This is a genomic window from Paracidovorax oryzae ATCC 19882 (genome assembly GCF_000687165.1).
Taxonomy (GTDB): domain Bacteria; phylum Pseudomonadota; class Gammaproteobacteria; order Burkholderiales; family Burkholderiaceae_C; genus Paracidovorax; species Paracidovorax oryzae.
The window spans coordinates 127,503-143,766 of sequence record NZ_JMKU01000001.1 but is presented as its reverse complement, the minus strand read 5'-3'; the positions used below and the strand labels follow the sequence as shown (position 1 = coordinate 143,766).

Annotated in this window: 14 protein-coding genes; 5 read left to right on the top strand and 9 right to left on the bottom strand. The window is 70.6% G+C overall.

Going from position 1 to position 16,264, the window contains the following annotated elements:
* Window positions 1-2 precede the first annotated feature (2 nt).
* Window positions 3-1,514: a tripartite tricarboxylate transporter permease gene (locus T336_RS0100595; protein WP_026431119.1), complete on the top strand. Its 1,512-nt coding sequence runs from the start codon at window positions 3-5 to the stop codon at window positions 1,512-1,514.
* Between the two features lie 37 nt (window positions 1,515-1,551).
* Here the strand turns inward: T336_RS0100595 and T336_RS0100590 are convergent, their stop codons facing one another.
* The 3 genes from T336_RS0100590 to T336_RS0100580 all read right to left on the bottom strand — a co-directional run bounded on the left by T336_RS0100590 (window position 1,552) and on the right by T336_RS0100580 (window position 5,385).
* Window positions 1,552-2,748 carry a PepSY-associated TM helix domain-containing protein gene (locus T336_RS0100590; RefSeq protein WP_019702642.1) on the bottom strand — a complete coding sequence of 399 codons (1,197 nt, stop codon included), beginning with the start codon at window positions 2,746-2,748 and terminating at the stop codon, window positions 1,552-1,554.
* Window positions 2,749-2,779: 31 nt separating this feature from the next.
* The gene (locus tag T336_RS0100585) at window positions 2,780-4,981 is read right to left on the bottom strand and encodes a TonB-dependent receptor (protein WP_026431118.1); all 2,202 of its coding nucleotides are present in this window, start codon (window positions 4,979-4,981) and stop codon (window positions 2,780-2,782) included.
* Window positions 4,982-5,115: 134 nt separating this feature from the next.
* Window positions 5,116-5,385, bottom strand: coding sequence for a hypothetical protein (locus T336_RS0100580; RefSeq protein WP_026431117.1), 270 nt, complete (start codon window positions 5,383-5,385; stop codon window positions 5,116-5,118).
* Window positions 5,386-5,680: 295 nt separating this feature from the next.
* On the opposite strand from T336_RS0100580, the gene T336_RS0100575 reads away from it, so the two are divergent.
* Both T336_RS0100575 and T336_RS0100570 read left to right on the top strand, forming a co-directional pair.
* Window positions 5,681-7,810 carry a D-(-)-3-hydroxybutyrate oligomer hydrolase gene (locus tag T336_RS0100575; RefSeq protein ID WP_026431116.1) on the top strand — a complete coding sequence of 710 codons (2,130 nt, stop codon included), beginning with the start codon at window positions 5,681-5,683 and terminating at the stop codon, window positions 7,808-7,810.
* A 109-nt stretch (window positions 7,811-7,919) separates the two neighbouring features.
* Complete coding sequence (locus T336_RS0100570; RefSeq protein WP_026431115.1) at window positions 7,920-8,324, top strand: polyhydroxyalkanoate granule-associated phasin; 405 nt, start codon at window positions 7,920-7,922, stop codon at window positions 8,322-8,324.
* Window positions 8,325-8,361: 37 nt separating this feature from the next.
* Here the strand turns inward: T336_RS0100570 and T336_RS0100565 are convergent, their stop codons facing one another.
* The 4 genes from T336_RS0100565 to hemH all read right to left on the bottom strand — a co-directional run bounded on the left by T336_RS0100565 (window position 8,362) and on the right by hemH (window position 12,486).
* Window positions 8,362-8,841 (bottom strand): SgcJ/EcaC family oxidoreductase, encoded by a 480-nt coding sequence (locus tag T336_RS0100565; protein WP_019699922.1) that lies wholly within the window; start codon window positions 8,839-8,841, stop codon window positions 8,362-8,364.
* Between the two features lie 189 nt (window positions 8,842-9,030).
* Window positions 9,031-9,723, bottom strand: coding sequence for a response regulator transcription factor (locus T336_RS0100560; RefSeq protein ID WP_026431113.1), 693 nt, complete (start codon window positions 9,721-9,723; stop codon window positions 9,031-9,033).
* Window positions 9,720-11,396, bottom strand: a complete 1,677-nt coding sequence (locus T336_RS0100555; RefSeq protein ID WP_026431112.1) for a sensor histidine kinase — start codon at window positions 11,394-11,396, stop codon at window positions 9,720-9,722. Before T336_RS0100555 ends, T336_RS0100560 begins: the two co-directional genes overlap by 4 nt.
* Window positions 11,397-11,421: 25 nt before the next feature.
* Entirely contained in the window at window positions 11,422-12,486 is a 1,065-nt protein-coding gene (gene hemH, locus T336_RS0100550) for a ferrochelatase (protein WP_026431111.1), read from the bottom strand.
* A gap of 25 nt (window positions 12,487-12,511) precedes the next feature.
* On the opposite strand from hemH, the gene T336_RS0100545 reads away from it, so the two are divergent.
* The gene (locus tag T336_RS0100545) at window positions 12,512-13,291 is read left to right on the top strand and encodes an HAD family hydrolase (protein ID WP_026431110.1); all 780 of its coding nucleotides are present in this window, start codon (window positions 12,512-12,514) and stop codon (window positions 13,289-13,291) included.
* 60 nt (window positions 13,292-13,351) lie between these two features.
* Here T336_RS0100545 and T336_RS0100540 read toward each other — a convergent pair whose 3' ends face one another.
* Together T336_RS0100540 and T336_RS0100535 are read right to left on the bottom strand one after the other, a co-directional pair.
* The gene (locus T336_RS0100540) at window positions 13,352-14,161 is read right to left on the bottom strand and encodes an alpha/beta fold hydrolase (RefSeq protein WP_026431109.1); all 810 of its coding nucleotides are present in this window, start codon (window positions 14,159-14,161) and stop codon (window positions 13,352-13,354) included.
* Window positions 14,161-15,474: an O-acetylhomoserine aminocarboxypropyltransferase gene (locus T336_RS0100535; RefSeq protein ID WP_026431108.1), complete on the bottom strand. Its 1,314-nt coding sequence runs from the start codon at window positions 15,472-15,474 to the stop codon at window positions 14,161-14,163. The genes T336_RS0100540 and T336_RS0100535 overlap by 1 nt, the downstream gene beginning before the upstream one ends.
* 105 nt (window positions 15,475-15,579) lie before the next feature.
* Between T336_RS0100535 and T336_RS0100530 the strand changes: the two genes are divergently transcribed.
* Entirely contained in the window at window positions 15,580-16,032 is a 453-nt protein-coding gene (locus T336_RS0100530) for a CBS domain-containing protein (RefSeq protein WP_011796073.1), read from the top strand.
* The last annotated feature ends 232 nt before the right edge of the window (window positions 16,033-16,264 follow it).

Genomic DNA, 16,264 nt, shown 5'->3' with positions numbered 1-16,264 from the left:
TGATGGACATTTTCAACGCCCTGCTGCAGGGCTTCGCGACGGCGGCCACGCCCGCCAACCTGCTGTGGGCCCTGGTGGGCTGTGCGCTCGGCACGGCCGTGGGCGTTCTGCCCGGCATCGGCCCCGCCGTGGCGGTGGCCATGCTGCTGCCCATCACCGCCAAGGTGGAGGTGACGGCCTCCATGATCTTCTTCGCCGGCATCTACTACGGCGCCATGTACGGTGGGTCGACCACCTCCATCCTGCTGAACACGCCCGGTGAAACGGCCAGCATGGTCACCGCGATGGAGGGCAACAAAATGGCCAAGAGCGGACGTGCGGGCGCGGCCCTGGCCACGTCGGCCATCGGCTCGTTCGTCGCCGGGACCATCGCCACCGTGGTGGTGACGCTGTTCGCGCCCTCCGTGGCCGAATTCGCCGTCAAGCTCGGGCCACCCGAATACTTCATGCTGATGGTGCTGGCCTTCACCACGGTGAGCGCGGTGCTGGGCCAGAGCACGGTGCGGGGGCTCACGGCGCTGTTCCTGGGCCTCGCGCTGGGCTGCGTGGGCATGGACCAGATCTCCGGCGCGGCGCGCTACACGCTGGGCCAGCCCGAACTGCTGGACGGCATCGACATCGTGCTGGTGGCCGTGGGCCTGTTCGCGGTGGCCGAGGTGCTGTATGCCGCCATGTACGAAGGCCGCCAGGTGGACACCCGCAATGCCATGGGCCGGGTCCACATGACGGCACGCGACTGGAAACGCTCGGTGCCGGCCTGGCTGCGCGGCACGCTGCTGGGCACGCCGTTCGGCTGCATTCCCGCCGGCGGCACCGAGATCCCGACCTTCCTGAGCTATGCGACCGAGAAGAAGCTCGCCAAGGGCGCGGACCGCGAGGAATTCGGCACGAAGGGCGCCATCGAAGGCGTGGCCGGACCCGAGGCCGCCAACAACGCCACCGTCACGGCCGCGCTGATCCCGCTGCTCACGCTGGGCATCCCGACCTCCAACACCACCGCGGTGCTGCTGGGTGCCTTCCAGAACTACGGCATCAACCCCGGCCCGCAGCTGTTCACGAGTTCCGCCGCGCTGGTCTGGGCGCTGATCGCCTCGCTCTACATCGGCAACGTGATGCTGCTGGTGCTCAACCTGCCCATGGTGGGCTTGTGGGTGAAGCTGCTCAAGATCCCGAAGCCGCAGCTCTACGCCGGCATCCTGATCTTCGCCACGGTGGGGGCCTACGGCATGCGCCAGAGTGCGTTCGACCTGTTCCTGCTCTACGGCATCGGCCTGCTGGGCGTGATGATGCGCCGCTTCGACTTCCCCACCGCGCCCGTGGTGGTCGGCATGATCCTCGGGCCCCTGGCCGAGGCGCAGATGCGCAACGCGATCTCGATCGGCGAGGGCAGCTGGTCGGTGTTCGTGACGCGGCCGATGTCGCTCACGCTCATCGTGATCGTCGTTGCCGTGCTGGTGCTGCCCCGCCTGCTGCGCGGCTGGGCTGCCCGGCGGTTGCGGCTGGCGGCGGCCTGAAGCAGGCTGACAACCCCCTGAGGCGCTTCGCGAGTTATCAGTTCCCCGCGGTACGCGCCGCGGACGGTTCCAGCGGGGCGCCTTCGGGCGCCCCGTCGCGCTGGCGGCGGGACGCCGCTTCCTTATCCTTCTGCGTGGCGGTGGAGCCCTTCTTCAGCCACAGGTACAGCCCGCTGCCCAGCACGATGATGGTGGCGATGTCGAGCAGTGCCCAGAGGATCTGCATCGGCATGCCCGCGTAGTCGCCGAAATGCAGCGGTTGCGAGATGAGCAGGGCCGTGAGGTACCACGGCAGTTCCGGCGCGGCCGTGACCTGCGCGGTGCGCGCATCGACCAGCACGGGCTGGTAGAGCCTGGAGGTGAGCGGCTCGCTGCCGTGCAGGAAGAAGGTGTTGTGGTGCGGGCTGGAGAACGCCGTGCCCGGGAAGGCGATGAACGACAGGCGCGTGCCAGGCGCGCGCTCCAGCGCGGCGTCGAGCGATTTCTGCAGCGATCCGCGCTCGGCCTGCGGCGTGACGGGCTGGCCGGCATAGGGCGCGAGCAGTGCCGAGAGCTGGTCGTGCTGCCAGTACTTGATGACCAGGTCGGCCCAGGTATTGATCATGCCGGTGCCGCCCACCACGAAGGCCCACACCAGGGTCACGATGCCCAGCAGGTTGTGCAGGTCCAGCCATTTCACGCGGGTGGATCGCTGCTCCCGCACCGTGCCGAAGTCCAGCTTGCGCATGAAGGGCGCGTAGAGCACCACGCCGGAGACGATGGCCACGAGCAGCAGCAGCCCCATCAAGCCCAGGAAGAGCTTGCCCGGCAGCCCCGCGAACAGGTCCACGTGCAGCTTGTACATGACGTACATGAAGCCCTGGTCGAACCGCGGCTGCGCGAGGATGGCACCGGTGCGGCCGTCCACGGCCACCGAGCGGAAGTCGGTGGTCGGGGCGGGCGTTTGCGTGAGCGTGACGAACCACACGTTGGGGTCGTCCGCGTCCTGCGACGCGAACTGCACGATGCGGTCCGGATGCTGCGCGCGCGCCACCTCCAGCACCCGGTCCAGGCTGACCCGGCGCGTTTCCCCGGGCATCGGCGGCGCCTCGACCTCCGTGCCCAGCAGGTGGCCGATCTCGTGGTGGAAGATCAGCGGCAGCCCCGTCAGGCAGAGCAGGAGCATGAACACGGTGCACACCAGGCTGCTCCACTTGTGCAGCCAGGACCAGGTCTTGAGGGCTTTGGGGGTCATGTCGTCGTCCTGCTCCAGCGAAAGTCCGCGCTCAGAAATCCACGCTCGCGCTCAGCGTGAAGGTGCGCGGCGCGCCCACCACGAGGTAGCCCGAGCCGGGGTAGCCGCCGGACGAGGCCCAGTAGTTGCGATCGGCCACGTTGTCCACGCGGGCGCGCAGCGTCACGAGGCGGCCGCTCCACTCCGTGGCGTAGCGCACACCCAGGTCCAGGCGGGTCCAGCCGGGCACGTGCAGGGCGTTGGCGCCGTCGGCATAGCTCGCGCCGGTATAGATGGCGCGGGTGTCCAGCGCCAGGCCGGGCATGCCGGGGACGTCCCACTCCACGCCGGCATTGGCCTGCAGCCGCGGCACGCCGATCACGCGCTTGCCGTCGGTGGCCGCGCTGCCCGTCCTCTGCTGCTTCGCGTCCAGCCAGGTCACGCCGCCCAGCAGGCGCAGGCCGCGCATGGCTTCGCCCTGCACGTCCAGTTCCACGCCCTGGTGCCGGTCCCTGCCGGAGGCGCCGAACACGTTCGAGGCATCCACGTAGGCGCGGGGCTTGGTGGTGCTGAACAGCGCCAGCGACCCGCGCAGGCGGCCGCCGTCGTACTTCACGCCCACTTCCTTCTGCTTGGCGACATAGGGAGAGAGCTGCTGCCCGCTGTTGGCCACGGGCGCGCCGTTGGCCGTGGCCGGCGCGGTCTGGCCCTGGCTCAGGCTTTCGATGTAGTTGCCGTAGAGCGACCACTGCGGCGCCATCTTGAACACGATGCCGGCCATCGGACTGTTGCGGCTCTGCTCGTAATGGGCGAGCAGCGCGGAGGTGCCGTAGGCGAAATCGGAGGTGTCCAGCCGCTGGTGGCGCAGGCCCAGTGTGAGCAGCGCCGTATCGTCCATGAAGGAAAGCGTGTCGCCCAGAGCGTAGCTCAGCAGCCGCGTGCGGCCCGTGAGGTTGGGGCTGGACAGCGTGCCGCCGTAGAGCGTGGCGGCGCTGAAGGCGGGCTGTGCCGTGGGGCGGTACTGGTACAGGTTGGATGCGATCGTGTTGCGCCAGTCCATCGCGTACGCGTTGTCTTTCTCGGCCTCGAAATACGACACGGCGGCGACCCATTCATGGCCCACCGCGCCCGTGCGCAGCTTGCCGCGCAGGCCGATTTCGCCGGTGTCCACGCGGTCCTTGCGGGTGTTGTCGAAGCGGTAGGCCGTACCCGCGCCCGTGGCGGCGTCGGTCACCGTCAGGTTGGCGAGCGAATTGGCCTCCTTGCCGCGGCGCATGCCCCAGGCCCCCCAGGCCGTCACGCCGGGCGACAGGTCCACCTCGCCGCGGAACGTGCCGAACACGTCGCGCTCGTTGGAATACGCCCAGGGCTGGGAGAAGTTGGATGAGGCATCCGGCGCAGCGGGCACGGCGGTGGCACCGGACAGCGAGACGTTCGGCCGCGTGCCCTTCAGGCGGTGGTCCTGCCAGCCGATGTCGCCCGACAGGCGCACGTCGCGGCTGCGCCAGTCCAGGCCCAGGGCCACGAGGCCGAGCCGGCTCTTTTCATGGTCCACGGCGGTGTCGCCGTCCTGGTAGGCGGCATTGAAGCGGATGCCGGTGCTGCCGTCCGGCCCGAAGCGCCGGCCGATGTCCACCGCCGTCTCGACGCGGCCGCCCGAGCCCGTGCCCACCGTCACGCGCGACAGCGGCTCGTTGGGAGCCCGCTTGGGCAGCAGGTTGACCGCGCCGCCGATGCCGCCGCCCGACGGCGTGGCGCCCGACAGGAAGGTGGAGGCGCCGCGCAGCACTTCGACACGCTCGAACAGTTCGGTGGCGATGTACTGGCGCGGCAGCAGGCTGTAGAGGCCGTTGTAGGCCGTGTCGTCCGAGCCGAGGACGAAACCGCGGATGAAGTACGCCTCCTGGAAGTTGCCGAAGCCGCGGGCCAGGCGCACGCCGGAGTCGTTCTGCAGCACCTCGCCCACGCTTCTGGCCTGCTTGTCCTGGATCAGCTCATTGGTGTAGCTGGTGATGCTGAAGGGGGTGTCCATCGCATCCTTCGTGCCCAGGATGCCGGCGCGTCCGCCGCGCGCCACCTGCCCGCCGGGGTAGGCCGGCGAGAGACCCTGGGAAGAGGCATCGGCGCTGGCGTTGACGGTCACCGTCGAGAGCGCTGGCGTGCCGGTGGCGGCGGGCGCGGCGGATTGTGCGCCGGCCTGGGTACCCAGCAGGGCGAGGGAGGCGGCGAGGGCGAGGGGATGGGGGCGGAACATGGCGGAGGGCCTGGATGGAGAGTGGAGCGTGAGGCGGGCAGGGGGGAGGGAACAACGGGAGATGGCCGCGACCGGCGCGGTGCCGGCGGCGCGATGGGGCAGGGCGGGGGGATGGAGCGTGGCGGGCGCTGGAGTCAGCCGCGCCGCCGCAGCCAGCCGAACCACGCCATCACGGCCACAGGCAGGCCCAGCGCGACCCACGACCAGGTGTCGCCCCAGCCATCCGATACCAGGGCGCTGAGCAGTCCGCTGGCCGTCAGGACGCCCAGGGCGATGGGCCATCCCCAGACACGGCCCGGACGGGCCGCTTCCGCGCGGGGCGCGGCAAGCGCCTGGGAATCGGAGGGGCCTGGAATGGCCGCGGGGGATTGCGGCCCGGTGAGGGAGGCGGGCGTCGAGGACATGGGGCTGCTGGGGGCTGGAGGGCGGACCGGGGAAATGGAGCCACGAAGCGCTGGCGGGGTCGGCACAGCAGGCCCCGGGGACAGGACCGTCCGCCGGGGCACCCCACCAGGGCACTGTTCGCAAACCGCCATTCTAAAAGATATTGCGAATGGTTCGCATTGAAATTTATGGAATGTATGAAAGGGCGGTCCCGCTGCCTGCCGGGCAGTGCCGTGTCGAACCTGTGGCCGGATGTTTCCCGGCGGACGCGGATAGCCTCATACTCCGGCCACCCCAGAGAGGAGATTTCAGCCCATGACCGTCTTCAGAACCGCACCCCTGCTCATCGCCGCCCTGGCCGCTTCCTCGTGCGGGGGCGGAGGCAGCGGCGCATCGGTCGATTACGACTTCAATGTCCGCCCGTCGTACCTGAACGACCTGCGCCAGGCCAGCTACGACGGCGTGGGCGACGACCTGCTGACCGGCGGCCTGGGCCGCTCCGGCCTGCAGGACGATTCGCAGCCGGGCTACGCGGGCAGCCAGCCCACGGCGGAGGAGTTGCGGCGCAATGCCATCTACGTGAACTACCGGGCGCTGGTGGACACGACTTCCGACGGGGGCTACGGCCGGCTCTACGGCCCGAACGTGGACATCCAGGGCCGGGCGACTGCGGGCGAGGGCATGGTGGCCGGCACGGAAGCCATCGCCTATTCGGACGACGGTTCGGGGCGCCGCAACGTCACCCTGATGGTGCAGGTGCCGGATGCCTTCGACCGCTCGCGCCCGTGCATCATCACCGCCACCTCGTCCGGCTCGCGCGGCATCTACGGCGGCATTCCCACCGGCGAATGGGGCCTCAAGCGCGGCTGCGCCGTGGCCTACACGGACAAGGGCACGGGCACCGCGCCCCACGACCTGCAGGCCGATACCGTCGCGCTGATCGACGGCACGCGCACCAGCGCCACGCTCGCGGGCACGCGCGCCGCCTTCAACGCGGGCCTGTCGGCGGCCGACCTGGCGGCCTTCAATGCGGCCACGCCGCAGCGCCTGGCGTTCAAGCACGCGCATTCCGGGCAGAACCCGGAAAAGGACTGGGGCCGCTCCACCCTGCAGGCGGTCGAGTTCGCGTTCTACATCCTCAACGAGCGCTTCGGCGACCGCTCACCGGGCGGGCAGCCGCTGCGAACCTTCACGCCGGCCAACACCACGGTGATCGCCTCCAGCCTCTCGAACGGCGGCGGCGCGGCGATCGCGGCGGCCGAGCAGGACACCCAGGGCCTCATCGATGGCGTGGCCGTGTCGGAGCCCTCGGTGCAGATGCCGGCGAACGCGGGCGTCACCGTGCAGCGCGGCGGGCGCACCGTGGCCGTGAACGGCCTTCCGCTGATCGACTACACCACCCAGGCCCACCTCTACCAGTCCTGCGCCGCCCTCGCGCCCTCGCTGGCCTCCACGCCCTTCGCGGCGGCCTTCGCCGTCCGATTCGCGGACCCGGCCTTCCCGGTGGCCGCCAACCGCTGTGCCGGCCTCAAGGCCCAGGGCCTGCTATCGGCCACCACCACGGCCGCCCAGGCCGAAGAGGCGCTGGCACGCCTGGCCGCCTATGGCTGGGAGCCTGAATCGGGTGCGCTGCACGCCTCGCTCGCGGCATTCGAAGTGGCTCCGTCCATCGCCGTCACCTACGCCAACGCGCTGTCGCGCGCCAGCGTCCAGGACCGGCTGTGCGGCTACAGCTTCGCCACCACGTCGGCCATCGGCGCGGTGCAGCCCACGCCCGCCGCGGTGACGAACACCCTGTTCGCCACCGGCAACGGCATCCCGCCCACGGCCGGTGTCCAGCTCGTCAACGACCGCAGCCGCGGCGTGCCGGTGCGCGACCTGTTCTCGTTCAATGCCGCGGGCGTGCCCACCTGGAACCTGGAAGGCGCGCTCTGCCTGCGCGCCCTCGTGACGGGCACCGACGCGGCCGCCCGGCGACTGCAGGCCGGCCTCGACGAAACCCGCCGCACCGGCAACCTGCAGGGCAAGCCCGCCATCATCGTGCACGGCCGCGACGACGCGCTCATCCCGGTCAACCACACCTCGCGCCCCTACGCCGCCCTGAACCGGCGCGTGGAAGGCCCGGGCAGCCGCCTGAGCTACATCGAGGTCACGAACGCCCAGCATTTCGATGCCTTCATCGGCCTGCCCGCCACGCTGCCGGGCTATGACAGCCGCTACATTCCCCTGCACCTGTACCTCAACCGGGCGCTGGATGCCATGTACGCGCACCTCGTGAACGGCCAGCCGCTGCCGGCCAGCCAGGTGGTGCGCACCGTGCCGCGCGGCGGCACGCCGGGCAGTGCCCCCGCGATCACCGCGGCGAACGTGCCGCCCATCGCGGCCACGCCGGCGGCGGCCGATGCCATCGCCATCACCAGCGGCGCCATCGCCGTGCCGGACTGACCTGCGGCAGCCTCCCCTGCGGGTAAACCCCCGTGGCGCGCGCGGTTGCTCGGGGCCGGTGCCGCGGCCGGCCGGTAGAGTGGGGGGCCGCCACTTCGAGGAATGCCCCATGTCCGGTCCTTCGTCCCGCCGCACCCGGTCCCTGGCCCGCCAGGGGGCCGAACTCGCCATGGCCGTGCCGCCCGTCGTCGCGCACCGCGTGGCACGCATGGCCCTCGCCGGGCCCAACCCCTCGCAGCGCGACCGGCGCGAATTCGGCCGCATGGTCGCCGAGAAGCAATGGGCTTTCGTGCAGTCCTGGGCCGCCATGGGCATGCAGGCCCTGCTGGCCCAGCAGGCGATGGCGGCCAGCATGGTGCGGCTGTGTTGGACGCCCTGGACCATGGCCACCGGCCCGCAGCTGGCGCGCCAGTGGCAGGACGCAGCGGCCGGCGTGCTCGGAAAGGGCCTTGTCCCGGTCCACCGGGCCGCAGTGGCGAACGCCCGCCGCCTGGCGCGCACACCCCTGGCCTGAAGCCCGGCTTGTAACGGAGAGCCGGAAGAACCCCCCCTTACCTGGCGGCTACCGCCTCCGGCATGGCCGAGGAGTGGTGGTGGGCGATCTTCCAGTCGCCGCCGGTGAACTCGTACACGTAGGTGTAGCGCGCGTGCACCTCCTTGCCGTCCTGGAAGGTGAACGTGTAGGTGCCCACGTCCTGCGCCACGTTGCAGCCGATGCGCACCGTCCGGCTGTCGATCCGGCCCTGCGGATGGCCTTTGAGGAATTTCACGAAATAGTCGTGGATCTGCGCGGTGGTCGTGCGCGGCTGGTTGGACACCGTCGCCAGCAGCACGCCGTCGGGTGCATAGTTGGCCACCACCTTGCCGGCATCGAGCGTGCGCAGCGATGCGTTCCAGCGGTCGAAGAGCGCCGCCACCTGCTGCTCGGTGATGGGCTGGCAACCGGATGCCGGGGCCTGCGCCTGGGCGAACACGGGGGCCGAAAAAGCGAGCACGGCGGCTGCGATGGACGTTGCGCGGATCAGGGTCATGGAGTTGTCCTCGGGAAGTCGAACAGGTCGCCGCCTGTGGGCGGCGTCGCCCGCAGGGCGGGGCAGGACTTCATTGTTCGGCGCGCCCATGAACGCAACCCTTGCCGTGCGATGAAGCCCGGCTGACGCGCACATGAACGCTGCATGAACGCACCGGCTGAACGTGCCGCCCCGGTGGAGGCGGCGTGCCTAGGCCTCGCCGTCGTCCAGGCGGTAGCCCAGCCCGCGCACGGTCTTGAGCAGCGCCAGCGGGTGCCCGTCGTCGATCTTGCTGCGCAGGCGGCGCACATAGACATCCACCACGTTCGTCAGCGGGTCCTCGTGCATGCCCCACACGTTGGAGAGGATGCGCTCGCGGCTGCAGAGCCGGCCCGGGGCGCTCATGAGCAGTTCCAGGAAGGCCAGCTCCTTGGCGGTGAGCGCGATCGGACGCCCCGCGCGGCTGGCCTGCATGCGTTCGAGGTCGAGCACCAGGTCCGCCACCTGCAACGTGGTCGCCCGGGGCCGCTGCTCGCGCCCGCGCCGCAGCAGCGCCTCGATGCGCGCCAGCAATTCCTCGAAGGCGAACGGCTTGGTGAGGTAGTCGTCCGCGCCGAGCTTCAATCCGGCGACCTTGTCCTCGATGCTGCTCAGGGCCGTGAGCATCAGCACCGGCACCTGGCCGCCTTCGGCCCGCAGCGACTGGCACAGGTCCAGTCCGGACATGCCGGGCAGCATCACGTCGAGAATCAGCAGTGCGGCCTCTCCGGCGCGCGCGAGTTCCAGTCCTTCGGGACCGGTGCGCGCCATCTGCACGCCGTAGCCTTCCGCGCGCAGGCCGCGCTGCAGGAAATCGGCGACGCGGGGATCGTCTTCCACGACCAGGATCTGCGCGATGCTCATCGGCTGTCCTCCGCCGGTGCGGCGCATGCAGGCGCCGCGGGCGTATGCAGGCCTGCCACGCATGCAGCCGGCAGGTGGATGCCGACCAGGGTGCCGCGGGGCTGCATGGGCCCGATGGACATGGATCCGCCGTGTGCTTCCACGATGGCACGGGCGATGGACAGGCCGATGCCCGTGCCGTCGGCGCGGTGCGCCCGGGCCCGGCTGCCGCGCATGAACCGGTCGAACACCTGCGGCAATTCATCCACGTCGATGCCGATGCCTTCGTCGCGCACCTCGATGCCGACGCCGCCTTCGTTCTCCGTGCGCCATCCGAGGTGGACGGTGCCGCCGGCATGGGAATAGCGCGCGGCGTTGTCCAGAACGATCATCAGGGCCTGGCGCAGGCGGTCGGCATCCGCGTGCAGCGTGGGGCCCGCCTGCCCGCCGGGCGACGAGCCCGGCACTTCCAGCCGCAGATGCACCCCGTACAGGGCGCAGAGCGCCTCGGCCTGGTCGGCCGCATCGCGCAGCAAACCGTGCAGCGCGACCGGGCCGGGCCGCATGGCGAGCGGCTCGGCCTCCGTGCGTGCCACGAGCATCAGGTCGTCCACGGTCCCCGTGAGCTGCTCCACGGCGCCGACGATGCGCTCCAGGGTCTGCCGGTATTCCTCCGCCGGGCGCACGCCGCCGCGCAGCGCGATCTCGGCCTCGCCGCGGATGGCCGTGGCGGGGGTACGCAACTCATGGCTCAGGTCGGCGAAGAGCTGCCGGCGCCGCTCGTCACTGCGCTGCAGCGCCTCGTGGGCGGTGCGCAGTTCGGCCGTGCGTGCCTCGACGGCATCCTCCAGGCGACGCCGCGCAGCATCCGCTGCGCGGCGGTGCTCCTGGAGTTCAGCGGCCATGGCGTTGAAATGCTCGGCGACCCGGTCGAATTCGTCCCGCGAACCGGTCTCCACGCGGTGGTCCAGCGCACCGGCCTGCAGCGCGCGCGTGCCCGCCAGCAGGCGGTCCAGCGGGCGCTGCAGGCGGCGCGTCAGCTGCTGCGCCAGCACAACGGCGGTGAGCAGCGTCAGGAGGGCCATGCCCACGGCCTGCGTGCGCAGCTCCCGCAGGCCGCGCTCCGTATCGGCGCGGGCGATCGGCACGGCACGGCGTTGTCGCGCGATGGCGCCGCTCAGCAGCTCGCGCAGGTCACGGCCGTCGGCCATGTCGAACACCTGGTTCAGCTCCTGCCAGACGGACGAGAATTCCGACCCCGGCTGCAGGGGCTGCAGGCGCACCAGCCGCGCCTGCACGGCCGCGATGTTGTCGTCGAAAAGCCGGGCTGCCGCGCCCAGCTCACGCACTTCGGGCGGTATCTCTATCCCCTCGTTCTCCGCCATCTCGGCCCACAGCGCGCCGTCGCGCTCCGTCAGCTGACGCAGCTGCGCCGCGTTCCTGCGCATGCTGGACAGCAGGGTGTCGCGCACTTCCACCGAGGCATCCACGTTCATGAGCCGCTGCGAGGCCCAGACCCGCAGCCGCTGCTTGTTGGCCGCCAGCTCGTTCAGTTCGGTCAGGATGTCGCTTGCAAGACGGCTGTGCTGGGCGAAGTTGTAGACGCGGTTCGCACCCCAATAGACGAAGGCTGCCTGCGCGCACACCAGCGCGACCAGGGTGGCGAAAGCCAGGGACAGGCGCAATCGGAACATGGCGCGGGCCTCACGGTGCGGCAGTTCAGCGGGCCGGGCCGGGTGCTGCAGCCCCGCCCGGCGCCCCGGTATCCCAGCCCGACAGGTGCTCCTGCGCGATCCGGCTCAGCGCGGTGATCCAGGCGCTGTCCGCGTTCAGGCAGGGGATGTAGCGGAATTCCCTGCCGCCCGCATGCAGGAAGGCCTCGCGCGCCTCCTGGTTGATTTCCTCCAGCGTTTCCAGGCAGTCGCTGGTGAAGCCGGGACACATCACATCCACGCTGCGCGTGCCGCCCTGTGCCATCTCGATGAGCGTCGGTTCGGTATAGGGCTCCAGCCACTTGGCCTTGCCGAAGCGGGACTGGAAGGTCACCCGGTAGCGGTCCGGCGCCAGGCCCAGCGCCTGCGCCAGCAGCGCGGCGGTCGCCAGGCACTCCTGCTGGTAGGGGTCGCCCAGGCGCACGGCGCGTTCCGGAATGCCATGGAAGCTCATCACGAGCTGTTCTGCCGGCCCGCCCTCGCGCTGCCAGTGGGCGCGCACGCTGCGTGCCAGCGCGTCGATGTAGGCGGGGTGGTCGTGGTAGCTGTTCACGAAACGCAGCTCCGGCAGGCGGCGCGTGCGCAGCGCATAGGCGCATACGTCGTCCGACACGCTCGCGGTGGTCGTACCCGAGTACTGCGGATAGAGCGGCAACACCAGCACGCGGTCCACGCCCTCGGCCTGCAGGGCCTTCAACTGGCCGGCGATGGATGGCTGCCCGTAGCGCATCGCATGCCGCACCTGCACCCGCAGCCCTGCCTCGCCCAGCCATCCGCGCAACAGCGTCGCCTGGCGCTCCGTCCATACGGCCAGGGGCGAGCCCTCGGGCATCCAGATGCTGGCGTACTTGGCCGCGGATTTGGCCGGCCGGATGCGCAGGATGATGCCGTGCAGGATGGGCAGCCACGCGGCGCGCGGAATCTCCACGATGCGCGGGTCGGACAGGAACTGGGCGAGATAGCGGCGCAGCGCGGGCGCGGTGGGCGCCTCGGGCGTGCCCAGGTTGCACAGCAGCACGGCGGTGCGGGGCATCGGGGCGGTCTGGGAGCGGTCGGCAGCGGATGCGTTCATGTGCGGCGGGAGGGAAGGGAATGCAATGGTTGCGCTATTCTCGGCCACCATGCTCGATACCGCCCGCATCCGCGCGATGACCCTTGATCTCGACGACACCCTCTGGCCGATCTGGCCGGCCATCCGGAGGGCCGAGCAGGTGCTGCGGGACTGGCTGGGAACGCGCGCGCCGGCCACGGCTGCGCTGCTGGCCGATGCCGAAACGGCCGCCGTGGTCCGCGCCGAGGTCGTGCAGGCGCATGCCCATCTCTCCCACGACCTGAGCGCCCTGCGGCGCGAAAGCATCCGCGCCGCGCTGCGGCGGACCGGAGAGGACGAATCCCTCACGGACGCGGCCTACGAACTGTTCTTCGCGGAGCGGCAGCGGGTCGATCTGTACGACGACGCCATCGCCGCCCTCGAATTCCTCGCGCCGCGCTATCCGCTCATGGCGCTCACCAATGGGAATGCCGACCTGCAGCGCATCGGGCTGGGGAATTACTTCCAGGGGAGCGTGACGGCGCGCACCTTCGGCGTCGCCAAGCCCGATCCGCGCATCTTCCACGAAGCCGCGCAGCGGCTCGGCGTGCCGCCGGAGGCCGTGCTCCACGTGGGTGACGATGCCACGCTCGACGCCCATGGCGCCCTGCAGGCCGGCATGCAGGCCGTCTGGATCAACCGGGCCGGCATCGCCTGGCCGCACGAGGGACCGGAGCCCGCCGTGGTGGAAGACCTCACCGGCCTGTGCCGGCTGCTCGCGCCGCAGCTGGCGGCGGTCCAACAGCAGGGCGGCGCACTGCCCGGGGGCTCCGAACGCCATTCGTAAGCGCGCGGGCGTGCGCTGCATGCGACGGCTGCCTTTCCCCTGGAACGGGGCCGCGAACCCTCAGGCACCCAGGAAGGCCCGCAGCGCGCGCAGCGTCTCCTCCGGCGCCTCCGTCATCTGGGAGTGGCCCACGGGCAGCGTCTCCACGCGCACGTCCAGCCCCGCCGCGCGCGCCGCCGCGATCAGGCCCTGGGCGGCCCGGGGCTGCGTCATCTGGTCCTGCGCACCCAGCGCGAACAGCACCGGGCAGGCGAGGGCGGCCACGGCGGCTTCTGCCCCTGCATAACGGTCGCAGGCCACGAATCCGCGGTGGAACACATTCACCTGCGGATTGCTGCGCAGCACGCGGCGGCCGAGCGCCATGCCCGCGCCGAACGTCCAGAAGCCCGCGCCCGAGGGCGATGCCAGGCTGCTGCGGGAGAACACGTTCACCATCCGCAGCGCCTTCTCGGGTTCGTTCAGCGCGGCTTCGATGAGCGCCGGCGACACCTTCATCGGGTAGGCCGTGCCCACCAGCGCCAGGTGCGTCGCGGCGTCTCCCAGCCGCGCGGCCGCCTCCAGCGCGATCAGCGAGCCCCAGCTGTGGCCCACGAGCGCAGCCCGCTGCACGCCCAGGGTGCGCAGCAGCGCCACGATGAAATCAGCGGCCTCTTCCACGCTCTGCGGCGCCTCGCCTCCGCTGCGGCCGTGGCCGGGCAGGTCCACCGCCAGCACATTCCAGCCATGGTGCGCGAGATGCCGGCTCTGGAAGCCCCACACGCTGTGGTCGTTGAGCACGCCGTGCACCATCACCACCGTGGGACGTGCCGGGTCGAAGGGCTTGCTGCCCGTATAGCAATAGGCCGCGTGGCCGTTGACGGTCGCCTGCATCACGCACCCGCCTTTCCACCGGCTTTTTCCGCGGCCTTGAGCGCGCGTTTCAGGTCGTCGATCAGGTCGTCCGCATCCTCCAGCCCGATCGACAGGCGGATCGTGCCCTGCGCGATGCCGGCCTGCGCCAGCGCCGCGTCGTCCATCCGGAAGTGCGTCGTGCTGGCCGGGTGGATCACCAGGCTGCGGCAATCGCCCACGTTGGCCAGGTGGCTGAAGACCTTCAGCGACTCGATGAAGGCCCGGCCCTGGCCCCGGTCGCCGCGCAGGTCGAAGCTGAACACCGAGCCCGCGCCGCGCGGCAGCAGGCGCTGCGCGAGCGCATGGCTGGGATGCGTCTCCAGCATCGGGTGGCCGACGCGCGAAACGAAGGGGTGGCTCGCCAGGAACTCCACCACCCGCTCCGTGTTGCGCATGTGCCGTTCCATGCGCAGCGGCAGGGTCTCGATGCCCTGCAGGATCAGCCAGGCCGTGTGCGGGCTCATGCACGCGCCGAAATCGCGCAGCCCCTCGCGCCTCGCGCGCAGCAGGAAGGCGCCCACGGTGGACTCCTCCGTGAACACCATGCCGTGGAAGCCCGCGTACGGCGCGCACAGTTCCGGAAAGCGCCCCGAAGCCTCCCAGTCGAAGCTGCCGCCATCGACCAGCACACCGCCGATCACCGTGCCGTGGCCGGAGAGGAACTTGGTGGCAGAGTGATAGACCAGGTCGGCCCCGTGCTCCAGCGGGCGCATGAGCCAGGGGGAGGTGAGGGTGGAGTCCACCAGCAGCGGAACACCCGCAGCGTGGGCGATCTCCGCCACGGCCGGGATGTCCAGCACCTGCAGGCCCGGATTGCCCACCGTTTCTCCGAACATCAGGCGTGTCTCGGGCCGGATGGCGGCACGCCAGCCGTCCAGGTCGTCCGGTTGCACGAAAGTGGTCTCGATGCCGAAGCGCCGCAGCGTGTAGTGCAGCAGGTTCTGCGAGCCGCCGTAGAGCGCCGTGCTCGCGACGATGTGCCCGCCCGCGCCCATCAGCGTGCTGACGGCCAGGTGCAGCGCGGCCTGGCCGCTCGCCACCGCGATGGCCCCGGCGCCGCCTTCGAGCGCGGCCACGCGCTGCTCCAGCACCGCGTTGGTGGGATTGCTGATCCGGCTGTACACGTGCCCGGGCCGCTCGAGGTTGAACAGCGACGCCGCATGGTCGCTCGACTCGAAGACGAACGAGGTCGTCAGGTGGATGGGCACGGCGCGCGCGCCGGTGGCCGGATCGGGCACGGCGCCCGCATGCAGCGCCAGCGTGTCGAAGCCGGGGTCGGAATAACCGGGCATTCGTTGTCTCCTGTGTGTGATCGCAGCGCAACATTGTGGGCTATATTGCGCAGGAAACACCGATCGGCCCGCCCCCGCGGCGCGGCGCCCCCCTGGAGACCTCCCATGAAAGTCAGCGACATCCTCCGCGTCAAAGGCAACACGCTCTTCACCGTCACCGCCGACGAGCCCCTGGCGAAAGCCGTGGAGGTCATGGCGGACAAGGACATCGGCTCGCTGGTGGTGATGGATCACGGCGACCTGGTCGGCATGCTCACCTTCCGCGAGGTCATCCAGGCCGTCGTGAAGAACGGCGGCACCGTGGGCACCATGCTCGTGCGCACGGCCATGGACGACGCGCCCCTCACCTGCACGCTCGAGACCGAAATGGACGAGGTGCGCCGCATGATGCTCAACCGCCACGCGCGCTACATGCCGGTGATGGACAAGAAGATGCTCATGGGCGTGGTCAGCTTCTACGACGTTGCCAAGGCCGTGGTGGACAGCCAGAACTTCGAGAACCAGATGCTCAAGGCCTATATCCGCGATTGGCCAGAAGAGAAGGAAGCTACCCCCTGAGCAGGGCGGAGCACTACCCCCTGAGCGGCTTCGCCGCTTCCCCCTTCTCTCGCTGCGCTGCGCGCGGCGGGAAGGGGGACGACGCCAGTGGTCGGGCGAAGCCCGTTCCACGGCGTCTGCTGGCGTGGCCTGCTCCGCGGCCGTCTGATGGGTGAGGGCGTGTTCGTTCAAGGGCCGCGCCTGCTGGTTGGTGTTTGAGCTGGGCCGCTTGGTGCAATGACTGAGTCGGAAT